10 protein-coding genes and 3 pseudogenes are annotated in these 16,468 nt (G+C 72.3%); 6 read left to right on the top strand and 7 right to left on the bottom strand.

Annotated elements, in window-relative coordinates; genetic code table 11:
- Positions 1-566: pseudogene (locus CIK06_RS27295) on the top strand (NUDIX hydrolase).
- Between the two features lie 3 nt (positions 567-569).
- Here CIK06_RS27295 and CIK06_RS27300 read toward each other — a convergent pair.
- Complete coding sequence (locus tag CIK06_RS27300; RefSeq protein ID WP_095567198.1) at positions 570-1,982, bottom strand: helix-turn-helix domain-containing protein; 1,413 nt, start codon at positions 1,980-1,982, stop codon at positions 570-572.
- Positions 1,983-2,129: 147 nt separating this feature from the next.
- Here CIK06_RS27300 and CIK06_RS27305 point away from each other — a divergent pair, with 147 nt between their 5' ends.
- Positions 2,130-2,468 (top strand): hypothetical protein, encoded by a 339-nt coding sequence (locus CIK06_RS27305; RefSeq protein ID WP_095568181.1) that lies wholly within the window; start codon positions 2,130-2,132, stop codon positions 2,466-2,468.
- A gap of 667 nt (positions 2,469-3,135) precedes the next feature.
- On the opposite strand, the pseudogene folP reads toward CIK06_RS27305, so the two are convergent.
- Both folP and CIK06_RS27320 read right to left on the bottom strand, forming a co-directional pair.
- Positions 3,136-3,977 (bottom strand): annotated as a pseudogene (gene folP / locus CIK06_RS27315) (dihydropteroate synthase).
- A 101-nt stretch (positions 3,978-4,078) separates the two neighbouring features.
- Positions 4,079-4,612: a hypothetical protein gene (locus CIK06_RS27320; RefSeq protein WP_095567199.1), complete on the bottom strand. Its 534-nt coding sequence runs from the start codon at positions 4,610-4,612 to the stop codon at positions 4,079-4,081.
- Between the two features lie 157 nt (positions 4,613-4,769).
- On the opposite strand from CIK06_RS27320, the gene CIK06_RS32235 reads away from it, so the two are divergent.
- The gene (locus tag CIK06_RS32235; RefSeq protein ID WP_157756967.1) at positions 4,770-6,314 is read left to right on the top strand and encodes a protein kinase; all 1,545 of its coding nucleotides are present in this window, start codon (positions 4,770-4,772) and stop codon (positions 6,312-6,314) included.
- A 76-nt stretch (positions 6,315-6,390) separates the two neighbouring features.
- On the opposite strand, the gene CIK06_RS27330 is transcribed toward CIK06_RS32235, so the two are convergent.
- Positions 6,391-6,774, bottom strand: coding sequence for a hypothetical protein (locus tag CIK06_RS27330; RefSeq protein ID WP_095567201.1), 384 nt, complete (start codon positions 6,772-6,774; stop codon positions 6,391-6,393).
- A gap of 211 nt (positions 6,775-6,985) precedes the next feature.
- Between CIK06_RS27330 and CIK06_RS27335 the strand changes: the two genes are divergently transcribed.
- The gene (locus CIK06_RS27335) at positions 6,986-7,885 is read left to right on the top strand and encodes a hypothetical protein (protein WP_157756968.1); all 900 of its coding nucleotides are present in this window, start codon (positions 6,986-6,988) and stop codon (positions 7,883-7,885) included.
- 86 nt (positions 7,886-7,971) lie between these two features.
- On the opposite strand, the gene CIK06_RS27340 is transcribed toward CIK06_RS27335, so the two are convergent.
- On the bottom strand, positions 7,972-9,420 hold the full coding sequence (locus tag CIK06_RS27340) for a GH25 family lysozyme (RefSeq protein WP_157756969.1): 1,449 nt from the start codon (positions 9,418-9,420) through the stop codon (positions 7,972-7,974).
- A 609-nt stretch (positions 9,421-10,029) separates the two neighbouring features.
- Between CIK06_RS27340 and CIK06_RS27345 the strand changes: the two genes are divergently transcribed.
- Positions 10,030-11,553: a diguanylate cyclase domain-containing protein gene (locus CIK06_RS27345; RefSeq protein WP_369916258.1), complete on the top strand. Its 1,524-nt coding sequence runs from the start codon at positions 10,030-10,032 to the stop codon at positions 11,551-11,553.
- Positions 11,554-11,640: 87 nt separating this feature from the next.
- Here the strand turns inward: CIK06_RS27345 and CIK06_RS27350 are convergent, their stop codons facing one another.
- Both CIK06_RS27350 and CIK06_RS27355 read right to left on the bottom strand, forming a co-directional pair.
- Complete coding sequence (locus CIK06_RS27350; protein ID WP_095567205.1) at positions 11,641-12,702, bottom strand: aspartate-semialdehyde dehydrogenase; 1,062 nt, start codon at positions 12,700-12,702, stop codon at positions 11,641-11,643.
- 5 nt (positions 12,703-12,707) lie between these two features.
- A pseudogene (locus CIK06_RS27355) lies at positions 12,708-13,972 on the bottom strand (aspartate kinase).
- A gap of 752 nt (positions 13,973-14,724) precedes the next feature.
- Between CIK06_RS27355 and leuA the strand changes: the two are divergent.
- On the top strand, positions 14,725-16,419 hold the full coding sequence (gene leuA, locus CIK06_RS27360) for a 2-isopropylmalate synthase (protein WP_232534386.1): 1,695 nt from the start codon (positions 14,725-14,727) through the stop codon (positions 16,417-16,419).
- Positions 16,420-16,468: the final 49 nt, after the last annotated feature.

Here is a 16,468-nt window from a genome sequence, read left to right on the forward strand (position 1 = left end):
GTGGTGGAGGAGCAGGCGACGGAGTTGACCCGGTGGACCATCCACGGCGAGCGGGTGGTGGACGACACCCGCCGAGCGCGGCTGAGTATCGCCGAGGTGGAGTTGCCCGACGGGGTTCGGTTCGAGCAGTACGTGATCCGGGCTCCCCGGTCGGCCATGCTCGCCGTGCTCGACGACCAAGAGCGTCTGCTGTTGATGCGGCGGCACCGGTTCGTGTTCGACCGGTGGGTGTGGGAGCTGCCCGGCGGCTACGTCGACGACGACGAGCACCCGGCGCAGTGCGCCGTGCGGGAGGTCGAGGAGGAGACCGGCTGGCGGCCCCAGGAGGTCGAGCCGTTGCTGTCCTTCCAACCGTGGGTCGGCACTGCCGACGCCGAGAACCTTCTCTTCCTGGCCCGGCAGGCTGAGCACATCGGCGCACCCGTGGACGTGAACGAAGCAGAGCAGGTCGCCTGGATCCCGCTCGACGAGGCGTACGGGCTGGTGGCCCGGGGGAGATCGTCGGTGCCGGCACAGTGATTGCGGTGCTGGAGCTGGTCGCGCGGAGGGCACGCGGGGAACTGTGATGGTCAGCGCCGCCGGCCGAGGGTGGCGTCGACGCGGCCGGTGAAGTGTCGGACGGCGGGCAGCCGCCGGTGCGGGGCGAGTTGGGCTTGCAGGTCGCGGAGGTAGCGGACGGCTCTGGCAGAACGTAGCTGGGCGGTCAGGGTCAGGGCTTCCGCGCCGATGGCGCAGGCCCGGTCGGGTTCGCCCTGCTGGGCGTGGACGTTGGCGAGCAGGGCGAGGTTGAAGGCTTTGCCGCGTACGTAGCGGTTGTCCATCCGCAGGGAGCGGGCGGCGAAGCGTTCGGCGTGGGTGTTGCGGCCGAGGGCGTGGAAGCAGTGGCCGAACTTGGCCGACAGGTATGCCTCGTCGAAGTAGCTGAGCCATTGCGGGTCGGTGCTGCGGTCGGCCCGGTCGAGGGCCTGTTCTGCCTGGTGCAGGGCGGCGGCGCAGGCCCGTTCGTCGTTGGCCTTGGCCAGGGCGTGGGCTTCCATGACATGGGCTTCGGCAGTCAGGACGGGAACCCCGGCGCGGCGCGCGGTCTGGCCGGCGGCGCGGGCGAGGTCGAGGCCGGTGGCGGTGTGGCCGAGGTAGGTGGCCTGGTGGCTCATCGCGGCGAGGATCTCCGCGCCGAGGCCGTCGTCTCCGGCAGCATGGGCGAAGTCCAGGGCAAGGGTCAGGTACCGCTGGGCGATGCCGTGCTCGGCGGTGTCGTACGCCTGCCAGCCGGCGAGTTGGGCCAGTTCGGCGGCGGCGCTGAGCAGCCGTTGCCCGGTGGCGTGGTCGTACCGGCCGTCGGTGAGTAGTGGGGTCACCTCCTGGTGGAGGTACCGGGCGACGGTGTCGCGGGCGTGCCCACCGCCGTACTGGTTGTCGAGTTGGCGGTAGATCGCGGTCATCGCCCGGATGGTGTCAATCGCGGGTTGACCGACCGTGTTGCGGCCGGGCTGGGTGACCGGGGCCGGGTCGGGGGCGGTGAACCAACGCAGCGCCGGCAGGGTGTAGCCGGCGGAGCTGAAGGCCACCTGCCGGAGCACGTCTCGACGGTTCACGTCACCTCGCCAAAGCTCTGCGGCACTGCGTACGTCGTCGCGCCAGGTCCGCTGCAACGGCGGCTCGCTGGGAACGCGCCGACCGGGGTCGGTTGGTGGTGTGGCCTGTCGGGGTGCCAGGCCCATCGTGGTACGCGCCTGGTCGGGCATCCGGCAGCCGTCGGCGATCCGTTCGAGGACGTCGATCGAGGTGACCTTGCGTCCGGCCATGATCCGGCTGACGTAGCCCTGTTCCAGCCCGACGGCGGCGCCGATCCGGCTCTGACTCGCCCCGGTGAGACTCGTGATCCAGCGGAACAGCCCGCCGATGTCGCGGGCGGCCAGGACGGCAAGCACCTCGCCGTGCGACCACGCATCCCCGGGTATGCGCAGCGGATCGGGCAACACGGCAGCTCCCAGCGTCGCGTTCCGACTACTCAAGGTGTTCAGGTCGACAGCCTAGGGCGACCGTTCGCGCTGGTCGAGCCGTCCCATGTCACCGTGACATGACCGCTGGCCATGGAACCGGCCGCCGCCGGCGGGGATGGTCGGCGCATGTCCTTCGATGTCGACAACCCGCCCGTGGAACCGCCCGCTGAATGCCAGCACCGCCTGCTGTGGCGGCTGGCCCGCGCCCTCTGGGAGGCCCACCGACCCGACAGCTTCGGCTTCTGCGTGGTCGCCGGCTGCTGGCACGAGAACCAACGGGACCCCTGCCGGCTGGCCCGGCTCGCACAGCAGGGAATGCGCACCGCCTGCGGTCAGGCCACCCCCGCTTCACCGCCCTGGATCGCCGTCACACGCGAGCGCCTGGCGGCCGGGGACATCGATCCCGTGGACGCCGTCGCCGAAGCCCTCTGGCGCCGCCGCCACACCCCCAGGCCGGGACGGTGACCGGTGGGAGCCCTTTACACCTCGGCGGCCTTCCGTGAGTACGCCAGGGCACAGGTTGCTCACGCGGACATCCTGCTGACCAAGCATGCCGAATCGGCCCTGAGCCTGTGCCGGTGCGGCCGGCCCCACCCCTGCGACGACCGCCAGCACTGGCTACAGCGACGCGCCCACTTCGGGCGGTTCCTCGTCGACGAGCAGTACAGCAGCGAAGTACAGCAACCCCACCCGCCGAACCCGACCCGAGCCGAGCCGACCCCAGCACACCGCATGACCTCGGATGACACCCGATCCGACCGGCGTGCCGCCAGTTCGGGACGAAGAGGTCGTGGGTTCAAATCCCGCCACCCCGACAGAGATTCAGAGGGCACATCCTATCGACGGATGTGCCCTCTGATGCTTTCCAGCAGCAGCGGAGTACAGCAGCGGGTCACCGCGGGCTCTCGCCCAGGCAATTGAGGGTGTCGCGAATGGCACCCGAGGACGCCTGCGAATAGATATCCATCGTCGCCGACACCTCGGCGTGCCGGAGCACCCTCATGATGGACGTGCGGGTGCACATCCAGGTCGAGCAGCGTCGCGCACGGACGTTGTGCGCCAACATGCGGCGGCCCCGATCCGATTCTGACTCGCCCCGGTGAGGCTGGTGATCCAGCGGGTCTCGCCGGGGTTACCGGCCGCCGGGTTGGTGGCGGTCGACGTGCAGTGGGGTGTTGTGCTGCTCGTAGGCGGGCTGCCGCCAGCCCAGGATGCCCTCCACCATCCGCACCGCCGCCACCGCCGGGGCGACGTCGTGCACCCGGACGATGCGGGCGCCCTGGAGGATGCAGACCGCGAGGGTGGCCAGCGTTCCCTCCAGCCGCGCGTCCTGCGGCCGGTCCAGGGTCTCCCCGATGAAGTCCTTGTTCGAGACGGCCGCCAGCACCGGGTAGCCCAGCGTGGTGATCTCGTGCAGTCGCCGGGTCAGCTCCAGCGAGTGCCGGGTGTTCTTGTTGAGGTCGTGGCCCGGGTCGATGACGATCCGTTCGGCCGGTACGCCCCGGCCCACCGCGGCCGTCACCCGGCCCAGCAGGAAGGCGCCGACCTCGGCCACGACGTCGTCGTACGCCGGGCAGGGGAACGGGGTACGGGGGCCGGCGAGGCTGTGCGTGATGACGAGCCCGGCGCCGGCCTCGGCGACCGCGTCGGCGAGTTCCAGGTCGTGCAGGCCGCTGGTGTTGTTCAGCACGTCGGCGCCGGCGGCGAACGCGGCCCGGGCCACCGCCGGCCGGTACGTCTCGACCGAGATCACCGCGTCGGTGCTGGCCCGTACCGCCTCGATCAGCGGGACCACCCGGTCCAGTTCCGCGGCCTCGGTGACCTCCGGTCCGGGCGCGAAGGGTACGCCGCCGAAGTCGAGCCAGTCCGCCCCGGCGGCCAGCGCCGCGTCGGCCGCCCGGACGGCGGCGTCCAGCGCGCGTACGTCCGTCCCTGGTCGTGGAACGAGTCCGGGGTCCGGTTGACGATCGCCATCACGGCCACCTGGCGGGAGAAGTCGAAGGTTCTCCGGCCCAGCGTGCGCCCCGGCCCGGCCACGAATTCCGGTTCCACGGTGTATCGGGTCCCCTCGTCGGTCATGGCGCCGTGATGAGCCACTCGGCGAACGGCTGCGTGGGCGCGAAGCCGTCAGCCGGGCGGGGACGTACCCAGACGTTGATGTCCGGGCAGTCGTCGTAGTGGCTCTGTTGCAGGGCCATCAGCCCGGTGCGGCCCAGCCACACCGCCCAGCGGAGCGGGAAGGACCCGTTGTCGATGCCGTCGTGGTCCGGTGCGCCGACGGCCGAGCGGATGATGTCCAGCGCCGCGTCGTAGTGCGCGTCGTACTCGCTGCGCTCGGCGTGTCCGGAGAGTTCCCCACCGGTACCCGGGTCCCAGCCGCAGAGCGGCACGACGGCCGCGCCGACCCGCTCGCCGCGGTCGTCGGCCGCGGCGAGTTGCAGGACCAGGTCCCCCGGCAGGTCGAAGCAGGCCAGTCGCTCGTCGGACGCCGGGCTGGGTGCGCCAAGCGTGGCGGCCACGCCGGACATGGTGCTCATCTCGAAGTCGCCGTCGGCGAAGGTGCGCAGCGGCCGGACAACCGCCGGCGCCAGTGGCAGCGTTTCGATCATTACGGGATCATGACATCCCGCTGCTCGGACGCGTGCGGTGGGCGGCGGCCGGGCGATTTGTCGGCGCGCGCGGTCGGACCGGATCGACCGCCGCCGAGCCGGCGGGCGCCGTGGGGTGTCGCGGTGGTGGTCGGCACCGGGTACGTTCGCGCACATCATGAATGAGCGGATCCTGGACGGTCGGTACCGGGCCGACGAGCTGCTGGGCAGCGGCGGCATGGGTACCGTGTGGCGCGGCCGCGACCTGCGGCTGGATCGACCGGTCGCGATCAAGGAGCTGACCGGTCCGGGTCTGGCCGACCCGACGGCGGTGCAGCGGTTCGGCCGGGAGGCCCGGACCGTGGCCCGGCTCACCCATCCGAACATCGTGGCCGTCTACGACGTCGGCACCGGCGACGAGACGCCGTACCTGGTGATGGAGCTGGTCGAGGGGCGCAGCCTGGCCTCGATCGTGGCTCGCGGACCCCTGCCCATCGGCACGGCGGTCTCGATCGCCACCCAGGTCTGCGACGGGTTGGCCGCCGCGCACGCGGCCGGGGTGGTGCACCGGGACATCAAGCCGGCGAACCTGATCGTCACGCCCACCGGCCTGGTCAAGATCTGCGACTTCGGCCTGGCCCGGCTGGAGCAGGCCGACGGCGAGGCCGATCTGACCGGCAGCGCGGTCGCCCTCGGCAGCGCCAAGTACATGGCCCCGGAGCAGGTGACAGGCGACCCGGTGGACGGGCGGACGGATCTGTACGGTCTCGGCTGCACCCTGTACGCCATGCTCGCCGGGACGCCGCCGTTCCAGGGGGAGAACGCGATCGGGATCGTGCACCGGCAGCTCACCGAGCGGCCCGCACCGGTCCGCAGCCGCCGACCGGACGTACCCGCCGAACTGGACCGGCTGGTCGCGGACCTGCTCGCCAAGTCACCCGCCGAGCGTCCCGCCGACGCCGCCACGGTGCGGGCGCGGCTTTCGGGCGTACCCGCTGCCGGCGGGTCGACGACGCTGGCCCAACCGCCGGCGCCGGCGCGGATGTCCGCGCCGACGACGGCGCTGCCCCGGCCCGCGGCGGGTGCGGCCCCCTGGATCGGTACGGCCACCCCGGCCCCGCCCGCACCCGCGCTGGAGGAGACCCGGTCCGCTCCGGCGGCGTACCCGGCCCGGGTGGCGGCCCGGCCCGGCCGGGGCCGCCTGGTGCTCGGTGGCGTGGCGCTGATCGTGCTCGGCGTCGGGCTGGCCGCGCTGGCACCCGGCGTGCGCGACCGGGTCCTCAACTTGCCGGGCGGCACGGCGACCCCGTCGGTCGGCGCCACTGCCGGGTCCGGCGGGTCCCCGGCGATCGCCGTGCCGGCGCCGACGGGCGCCCCGGCCACCCCGCCCGCGGGTACGTGGTCCGTGCCGCCGGCCACCGACGCTGCGGCATCGGCCGGACCGACCGATCCGCGGCTGGTCGATCCGATCGCGCACATGCGGGCCACGATCGCCTGGGATGTCGCGAGCCGGCTGCTGGACCGCAAGGTTGGCCAGGACCTGCTCAAGAGGGTCGACGACCTCGAACAGGAGCGGGCGGACGGCGATCCGAAGGACATCAAGAAGGAGGTGGGCGACCTCCGGGAAGAGATCGACGATCTGTACCGGGACGGGAAGTTGGCGTCGTCCACCCGGCGTGTGCTGCTGGCCGACCTGGACCGGGCCTCGGCCGACCTGCCCTGAGCCGCCCGGCGCCCGGCCCGGGTGTCGGGGGTGGTCGTGCCGGGCGCGGCTGGCACCGGCCCGGCACGACCACCCGTCAGCGTGTCCGGCGATCCTCCACATGGATCACTTCGAGTTCGTGCGCGTCCCAGTCGCGTTTGCTCCGGCCCCAGAGGCCGACCGCGACGTCGTCGGTGTCCTTGACCTCCGCGGCGTCCACATAGGTCATGATGTCGCCGTGCTGGTACCAGACCACCCAGCCCGGCCCGGGTTCCAGGGGGATCGTGCCGAAGTCGCCGGCCGGTGAGCCGGCCCGCAGCGGGCCGTGCACCCGGAGGACTTCGATGGCCGTGGCGGCCAGATCGGCATCGGGTTCGGGATCCGGCAGCAGCACACAGGTGCCGTGTCCAAAAAGAACCCAGGATTTCGCGTCGCCCTTGATGGTGCGACGCCACATGTTGACGAGTTCCGCAGCCCGCATGGCGAGATCTTCCCCGGATCAGCGGATCAACCACCAGACCCAACCCGGATCACGGACACCCAATCGGCGTAAATATGACCATCCGAAGTAGTCGGATTACCAAGAGTGATCGATTTCGTCGAAATCGGCCCCGGATGGAACCGGCCGCCCACCCGATTCCGTCAGATCGGACAGCGGCACCGGCCGCGCCGGACGAGGAGGGACAACGCCGATGACTCGGATCCGCTTGGCGGCGACGATGCTGGCCGCCGGACTGTTGCTGGCCGGCTGCGCGGACCGGTCGGAGCCGGGCGCCGCTCCGCCTGCGGCCACCGACCCCGGTGCCGGCACCGACTCGCCCGGCGGCGACCCGGTCCACCTGATCGGGATGTGGACGGTGACCGGGACCGGGATCGAGCCGGGGCAGATCCTCCGGCTCGCACCCGACGACCTGTCGGTGATCACCCCGTGCGGCGTCCGCGGCGGATCATGGCGCGCGGATCCGGTCGGCGTGTTCCTCGCCGGCACGGACACCGTCCTGGCCGGCGGATCGGCGCAGCTGGGCGCCGGCGCGGCATCCGGCTGCGCCGCCCCGACGCCCGGATCGCCCGACTGGCTGGTCCGGGCGGTCGGATTCCGGCTCACCGGCGACGGCCCGCTGCTGACCGACGGGCAGGGCCGGACGGTGGCCCGCCTGACACCCGGCGCGCAGCCGCGACCGAACCCGAACATCGCCGACGACCAGTTGCGGCCGCCGAAGGTCACCGACGAGGACCGGCGCGCCCTGGCAGCCAGCACACCGCTGCCGCCCGATCTCACCCCCGCCGAACCGGGCGCCCTGGTCGGCCGGTGGGTGCCGGCACAGGAGCGGGCCGGCGACGCGTACCTGGAGCTGTCCGCCGGTGGACAGTGGCGCGGGTCGGACGGCTGCAACGGACAGGCGGGCCGCTGGGCGTCGGGGCCGGCCGGGGTGCTGCTGGCCACCAGCGGCGCCAGCACACTGATCGGCTGCGAGAACGTTCCGGTGGGCAGTTGGCTGGCCGGTGCCGCGCGGGCCGGGCTCAGCGGCGACGAGTTGGTGCTGCTCGGCCGGGACGGTACGGAGAACGGCCGGCTGCGCCGCGCGGGCTGACCCCCGGTCGCCGATCCGTCCGTACGGATCCGGCGGCAGGTGGGGTCCCGCCGTGGGGGTCCGGCGGCGGCCGGACCCCCACGGCCCTAGGGCGTGAGCAGTTGGAACTCCTGAGCGGGGGTGACCTCGGCGGTGTCGGCCATCAGTGCCGTCCCGCTCACCGCCGTCACGAGCAGGCCGTTCGCCTTGGCCAGCAGGCTGACCGTGCCGTCGGCGTTGTTGACCAGGGCGAACCGCTCCCAGCCCCCGATCGTGCCGGAGCGGGCGATCAGCGGCAGGGTGCCGGCACTCTCCGCCGTCACGTACAGGTCGTTGGCGTGCGACCGGAGCGCCACGTAGCCCTGACCGGCGTCGATCAGGTCGTACCGTTCCCACTGACCGACGGTCGGGGAACGGGCGATCAGCGGCCTGGTGCCCGCGCTCTCGGCCGTGACGTACGCCCCGACGCCGACCGAGCGGATGCTGACCACCCTGGGCGCGGCGTACTTGTCGAACTTCTCCCAGGCACCGATCGCGGTCCGGTTGGCGATGAGCGCGCCGGTCCCTCCGCTCGGCGCCGTGACGTAGTTGCCGTTGGCGTGGGCGAGCAGGCTGAGGCTGCCGTCGGCGTTGTTCACGATGGCGAACTCCTCCCACCCCCCGATGGTGCTGGAGCGGGCGACCAGCGGCTTGGTGCCGGCACTCTCGGCCGAGACGTACAGGCCGTTGCTGTGCGACCGGAGCGCCACGTAGCCGGCGCCGGCCGCGACCATGTCGTACTGCTCCCAGAGGCCGATCTGGGTGCCGCGGGCGACCAGCGGCTTGGTGCCGGCGCTGTCGGCCGTGACGTACCTGTTGTTGGCTCGGGCGAGCAGCCCGATGGGCGGCTCGACCGCCGGCGCGGCGCCGGTGAGCCGGGTGAGCGCGGGATAGTCGCCGACGAACACGTTCTTGTCGTAGTTGCCCGGCTCGTTGGTGTTCCCGGCGGCGTACTGCCAGATGGTGGCCGCGGACCAGCCGCTGGGCAGCGGGGGCAGGCTGGCGGTGTAGCCGGAGATGTTCAGCAGCAGGTCGCCGAAGGACGCGTCGCTGTCGGTGCAGGCGTTCCACCAGTTGGTGTTCGTGTAGATCAGCATCTTGCGGCCGATGCGCTGTTCCACCCGGTCGGCGAAGGCCCGCAGGTAGCCGCTCATCTCCGCGGGGGTCAGCCCCCAGCAGTCGGGCAGGTTGAAGTACGGCCACTCGATGTCGAGCATCGGCACCAGGGTCTGCGAGTCCTTGAGCCAGTGCGCGTGGTCGAGGAAGTAGTTCGCCTCGTTGACCGGATCACGCTTGTCCGGGCGCGCGTAGTGGTACGCCCCGGCCAGGATGCCGGCGTCCTTGGCGGCCTGGTAGTCCTCCTCGAAGTACGGGTTGAGGTAGTTCAGCCCTTCGCTGGCCTTGACGTACGCGAAGCTGACCCCGTCGGCGGCCTGCGCACTCCAGTCGATGGGACCGAGGTTGTGGTCGTTGCTGGACACGTCGATGCCCTTGATGGTGTAACCGGCGGGTACCACCGCGGTCCTACCCAGGCTCGTTTCGGCGCGCACTCCCCGGGCCACCCCGGCGTGCGGGTAACCCCGCCGTCGGGCTGCGGGTCGTCGGCGGCGGCCGGCTGGGCGGATCCGAGGACCAGTCCGGCGGCGACGAGCGCTGATATCCACTTTTTGGCCATGCCTTGTCGAAGCTCCTGGAGAAAGGGGTGCGGAGAGGTTGACCGCGGGCGGCCGGGCGCAGCGAGGTGGCTGGGTTGGCGCGCGATTTGCGGCGTGGTGTCGGGTTACGGTAGGCCGCCGCCGGGCCTTTCCGCAGCCCCGCCCGGCCACCCCGACTGCGAGTAATTTTCATCACTTTTGCCGCGTACCCCTGGACGGGCAACCGACAAAGGCCCCGAACGACACAGTCGTCTCAGCGATCGTTCAGCACCCTGAGTAATCTTGATCGCACGCCTGCCCGCGTCCCCGGGGCGGCCACCCCCCACCCAGCGCGAAGAGGACCCGGTGCTCCTCGACCACCATCAACCGCTCGCCGCGGCTGCGGCCGCGCTGACCGCGGCGCGGACCGCCATCGACGCCTGCCGGGCGGTCGTGGACGCGCTCGCGCGGCACGCCGGCACGCCGCGGCCGCTGCACCCGCCGGAGCGGGTCTCGGTGCTGCTCTGGGTCCACGACCAGCTCCGCACCGTGGCCGCCACCGGGTCGTGGCAGACCTTCGCCACCGCTCCCGCCGGATCCGGCATCACCGGACGGGTCTGGGCCACCGGCCGGACCGCGGTCGTACCGGTGGTGACGGAGGACCCCGACTACGTCGCGCTCCGCCCCGACGTCCGCTCCGAGGTGTGCGTCCCCATCCAGGATCCGGACGGCCGGCGGATCGGCGTGCTCGACCTCGAATGGATCGAGCCCGTCGAGCTGGAACCGTGGCGCCGGACCGCCGAGGCGGTCGCCCGGCTGCTCGGCCAGCGGATCGCCGCACTGGGCGGGCCGCCGGCCGAGAGCCGGAGCGAGAAGCTGCTCCGGCACGTGGCGGCGATGACCGTCGCCACGAGCGAGTGGGAGCTGCGGGCCGCCACGCTGGCCGCCGCCCGGGACGTGTCCGGGCTGGCCGCCGCCGTCCTGGTGCTGCCGGGACCGGGACCGGCGTCGGCGCAGGGACCGGAGCCAGAGTCGGCGTCAGAGCCGGAGCCGGGACCTGGACCGGAGCCGCAGTCAGTGCCGAAGCCGGGACCGGTGCCGACAGCGGGACCGGACCCGGCATCGGGACCGGTCCCGGCGTCGAGGCCGGTCCCGGCGTCGAGGCCGGTCCCGGCGTCGAGGCCGGTCCCGGCGTCGAGGCCGGAGCCGGACCCGGTCCCGCCCGACGCGCAGGACGAGCTGACCGCCCGGATTCTCGCCAGCATCTCGGCCGCCGAGCCGATGGGGGTTGACCGGCTGATCGACCGCATCCACCGGTCCGGCGCCGCGTACACCCTCGGCGAACCGGACCTGCCGGCGTCCGCCGAGATCAAGCCGCTGACCGCGATCGGCATCGGCACGCTGATCGCCGTACCAATCGGGCCCCCGGAGACCGGCGGCGTGCTGCTGGCCGCGGACCGCCGGGTGGCCCGGCCCGACGCGACCACGGTGAACCTGATGGAGTTGCTCGCGGCCCAGGCGTGGGCCTGCCTGGACCGGCTCCGCGGGCTGGCCCGGCTGCGCGAACGCGCCAGCTCCGACCCGCTGACCGGGCTGCGGCACCACGGGCCGTTCGGCGAGCGCATGGCCACCACCACGCCGGGCCGCACCGCCCTGCTCGCCGTCGACGTGGACCGCTTCAAGAACGTCAACGACACGTACGGTCACCAGGCCGGCGACCGGGTGCTGATCGAACTGGCCCGGGCGCTGGAGGGGGCGCTGCGGCACGGCGACGAGCTGTACCGGGTCGGCGGCGACGAGTTCGTGGCCGTGGTCGAGGTGAGCCGCCCCGAGGAGGCGGTCGGCATCGGCGAGCGGCTGGTCCGGGCGGCCCGCCGGCTGGACCAGACGATCAGCGTCGGGGTCGCCGTGCAGCGGCACCGCGAGTCGCCGGAGCACACCATGCGCCGCGCCGACGCCGCCCTCTACGAGGTGAAGCGGCGGGGCCGCGACGGCGTACGGCTGGCGCCGGGCTGAGCCGACGGCCAGGCAGGCGGCGGCCGACGGCCCGGCAGGCGGCGGTCCCCGCTTGCCGGGGCGGCGGCGGCCGCATGCCCCGGCGGCCTACCGGGTGGTGAACTCGCGGGCGAGCAGCTCGGCGACCTGCGCCGTGTTCAGCGCGGCGCCCTTGCGCAGGTTGTCGCCGGTCACGAAGAGGTCCAGCGCGCGGGGGTCGTCCACGGCCCGGCGGATGCGACCCACCCAGGACGGATCGGTGCCCACGGCGTCGATCGGCATCGGGAACTCGCCCACCGCCGGATCGTCCACGACGATCACCCCGGGGGCGTTGCGCAGCGCCTCCCGGGCGCCGGCGGCGTCCACCTCGGCCCCGAACACGGCGTGCACCGCCACCGAGTGCCCGGTGACCACCGGCACCCGGACGCAGGTCGCGGAGACCTTGAGATCCGGCAGCCCGAGAATCTTGCGGGACTCGTTGCGCAGCTTGAGTTCCTCGGAGGACCAGCCGCCGTCGCGCAGCGAACCCGCCCACGGCACCACGTTGAGCGCCAGCGGCGCCGGGAAGGGGCCGAGTTCGTCGCCGACCGCCTGCCGGACGTTCCCGGGCCGGGAGCCCAGCACCCGGTCGCCAGCGATCTTGGACAGCTGGTCGTGCAGCACGTCGACGCCGGCCTTGCCCGCCCCGGAGACCGCCTGGTAGGAGGCGAGGACCAGCTCGCGCAGCCCGTACTCGCGGTGCAGCGGCGCCACCGCGACGATCATCGCCAGGGTGGTGCAGTTGGCGTTGGCGACGATGCCCTTGGGCCGGTTGCGGACCTGCTCCGGGTTGATCTCCGGCACCACCAGCGGGACGTCGCGGTCCATCCGGAACGCGCCGGAGTTGTCGACCACCACCGCGCCGCGCTCGACGGCCACCGGCGCCCACCGCTCGGCCACCTCGTCGGGTACGTCGAACATGGCCACGTCGACGCCGTCGAGCGCCTCGGCGGTCAGCTCCTGGACCGTCAGGTCCACCCCCCGGCAGCGCAGCGTCCGGCCGACCGACCTCGCCGAGGCCAACAGGCGGATCTCGCCCCAGACGTTCTTGCGGGACGACAGGATGTCGCACATCACCGTGCCGACGGCGCCGGTAGCCCCGACCACGGCCAGGGTGGGCAGCGTGGCCATCCCGGTTACCGCCCGGTGCCCGCGTACACCACGGCCTGTTCGTCGCCACCCAGGTCGAACACGGCGTGCACGGCCCGGACCGCGGAGTCGAGGTCGGTGTCCCGGCAGACCACGGAGACCCGGATCTCGGAGGTGGAGATCATCTCGATGTTCACCCCGGCCTCGGCGAGCGCCTGGAAGAAGCTGGCGGCCACGCCCGGGTGCGACCGCATCCCGGCGCCGATCAGCGACAGCTTGCCGACGTGATCGTCGTACAGCAGGCCCTTGAACTCGATGCGTTCCTGGGCGCGGCCCAGCGCGGACATCGCGCTGGGTCCGTCGGTCTTCGGGAGGGTGAACGAGATGTCCGTGCGACCGGTCCCTCGGTGGAGACGTTCTGCACGATCATGTCGATGTTGATCTCGGCACCGGCCACCGTCTCGAAGATCCGGGCCGCGGCGCCGGGCTCGTCGGGCACGCCCACGATCGTGATCTTGGCTTCGCTGCGGTCGTGCGCGACCCCGGTGATCAACGCTTGTTCCACGGGAAGGTCCTCCATCGATCCGGCAACCGTCGTGCCGGTGTTTGTCGAGTACGACGAACGGACATGGATCGGCATGCCAAACCGGCGGGCGTACTCGACGCACCGCAACATCAGCACCTTCGCGCCGCAGGCCGCCAGCTCCAACATCTCTTCGTACGTGATCCGCATGATCTGGCGCGCGTCCGGGACGATCCGCGGATCGGCCGTGAAGACGCCGTCCACGTCGGTGTAGATCTCGCAGACGTCCGCGCCGAGCGCCGCGGCCAGCGCCACGGCGGTGGTGTCCGAACCGCCCCGCCCCAGCGTCGTGATGTCCTTGGTGTCCTGGGAGACGCCCTGGAAGCCGGCGACGATGGCGATCGCGCCCTCGTCGAGCGCGCCGCGCAGCCGACCGGGCGTGACGTCGATGATCCGGGCGCGCCCGTGCGCCGAGGTGGTCAGCACGCCGGCCTGCGATCCGGTGTACGACCGGGCCTCGTACCCGAGGTTGTGGATGGCCATCGCGAGCAGCGCCATCGAGATCCGCTCGCCCGCGGTGAGCAGCATGTCCAGTTCCCGGCCGGGCGGCAGCGGGCTGACCTGGTTGGCGAGGTCCAACAGCTCGTCGGTGGTGTCGCCCATCGCGGAAACCACCACGACCACGTCGTCGCCGGCCTTGCGGGTGTCGACGATCCGTTCGGCCACCCGCTTGATCCGCTCAGCGTTGGCGACGGAGGAACCGCCGTACTTCTGCACCACCAGTGCCACGACGGTCCAGCTCCCTCCGTCAGGTCCGAGCGTGCCAACGCCGCCGGTACGGAAGCCGGCGGCGCCGAGCGAGACCTTCTCAGGGTACCGGCCGGCTCCGACAGTCGGGACGGCCGATCCCACCATCCGGCCGGTGGGAACCGCCGGGCGCTCCCCTCATCATGCCAGCGGAATCCGGGGTGAGCTGGGGCAATGCGGCGCAGCGGGGATCCGACGGCGGACCGCGCGGACCGCTCGCCACCGACCGGCTCCGCGGCCTTCACGACCTCCCCGTGCACGATTGAGCGTTTTGTCCATCGTCGGGGCGACCGTTGTCAGACTGGACGGTGTGTATCGCCACAATCGGTCCGGCCGACCGACTTCTCAAAGTACGGACCTGGCTACCGAAGATCGTATCGGGCACGTAGGGTGGCTCCCGTCATGTGGCAGTCGCTCCTCCTTCGCTGCCGCGGCGGGGCCCATTCGGCCGGCACCCCGTCGCGGGGCTGACGCGCGCCGCCGTCTCACGGACCACGGGCCGTTCCCGGCCCCGCTCGGCACCGTCGCCGAACAACTCGGCACCGTCGCCGACCAACCGACGCTGATCCAGCAGCACGCCGAAAATGTCACATGACCACGGGAGCCTTTCCGTCATGGCCTCTTCCGCCACCGCGCCCGAAACCAGCGACGCCGCGCCCGCGGGCGCCGATCCCTCGGTGACCGCCGACCCGCGCCCGGGCACCGATCCCATCGCCCGCCAGCGCGGCAGCGGCATGCCGTTCCGCCGCTACCGGCCCTACCAGCAACAGTTCGCGATCGACCTGCCGGACCGGCAGTGGCCCACCCGCCGGATCAGCCACGCACCGCGCTGGTGCGCCGTCGACCTGCGGGACGGCAACCAGGCGCTGATCGACCCGATGTCGCCGGAGCGCAAGCGGCGGATGTTCCAGCTGCTCGTCCGGATGGGATACAAGGAGATCGAGGTCGGCTTCCCCTCCGCCAGCCAGGCCGACTTCGACTTCGTCCGGCAGCTCATCGAGCAGGACCTGATCCCGGACGACGTGACGATCCAGGTCATCACCCAGTGCCGCGAGCACCTGATCGACCGCACCTTCGAGTCGCTGCGCGGCGCCGGCCGGGCCATCGTGCACTTCTACAACTCGACCTCGATCCTCCAGCGCCGCGTCGTGTTCGGGCTGGACCGCGCGGGGATCACCGACATCGCCACCTCGGCCGCGCGGCTCTGCCGCAAGTACGCCGAGCTGCACACCCCCGACACCGACATCTACTATGAGTACTCCCCCGAGTCGTACACGGGCACCGAGTTGGAGTACGCGGTCGAGATCTGCGCGGCGGTGACCGAGGCGATCGACCCCACCCCGGACCGTCCGCTGATCATGAACCTGCCGGCCACCGTCGAGATGGCCACGCCGAACGTGTACGCCGACTCGATCGAGTGGATGCACCGCAACCTGCCCCGCCGGCAGAGCCTGGTGCTCAGCCTGCACCCGCACAACGACCGGGGCACCGGGGTCGCGGCGGCCGAGCTGGGCCTGCTGGCCGGCGCCGACCGGGTCGAGGGCTGCCTGTTCGGCAACGGCGAACGGACCGGCAACGTCGACCTGGTGACCCTCGGGCTCAACCTGTTCTCCCAGGGCATCGACCCCGAGATCGACTTCTCCGGGATCGACGAGATCAAGCGGGCGGTCGAGTACTGCAACCAGCTGCCGGTGCACGAGCGGCACCCGTACGCCGGCGACCTCGTCTTCACCGCCTTCTCCGGCTCCCACCAGGACGCCATCAACAAGGGCCTGGACGCGCTGCGGGCCGAGGCGACCGCGGCCGGCGTACCGGTCGGCGCGCACCCGTGGGAGGTGCCGTACCTGCCGGTCGACCCGAAGGACCTGGGCCGCACCTACGAGGCGATCATCCGGGTCAACTCGCAGTCCGGCAAGGGCGGCGTCGCGTACATCATGAAGGCCGAGCACCACCTCGACCTGCCGCGCCGGCTCCAGATCGAGTTCTCCGGAGTCGTGCAGCGGGTGACCGACGCCGGCGGCGGCGAGGTCGAGCCGGACCGGATGTGGGAGATCTTCGCCACCGACTACCTGGTCGACCACCAGCCCGCCCCCGCGGTCGTCGTGCACCGGTACAGCACGGCCACCATCGAGGGCAAGGTGGAGATCGACGTGGAGGTGTCCACCGGGGGCACCCGGCGGTCGCTCTCGGCCACCGGCACCGGCCCGATCGACGCGTACGTCAACGCCCTCGCCGAGCTGGACATCCAGGCCCGGGTGCTGGATTACCACGAGCACGCGATGTCCGCGGGCGGGGACGCCCAGGCGGCCGCGTACGTCGAGTGCGACGTGGACGGACGCCCGGTCTGGGGCGTCGGCCTGGACGCCAACATCGTCACGGCGTCCATCCGCGCCGTCACCAGCGCCGTGAACCGCGCCCGCCGGGCCTGACCCGGGACCGGCCCCCCTCCGCGTCGCGCCAGTGCGCGGGACGGGGGCC

The organism is Plantactinospora sp. KBS50, from assembly GCF_002285795.1.
Lineage (GTDB): Bacteria > Actinomycetota > Actinomycetes > Mycobacteriales > Micromonosporaceae > KBS50.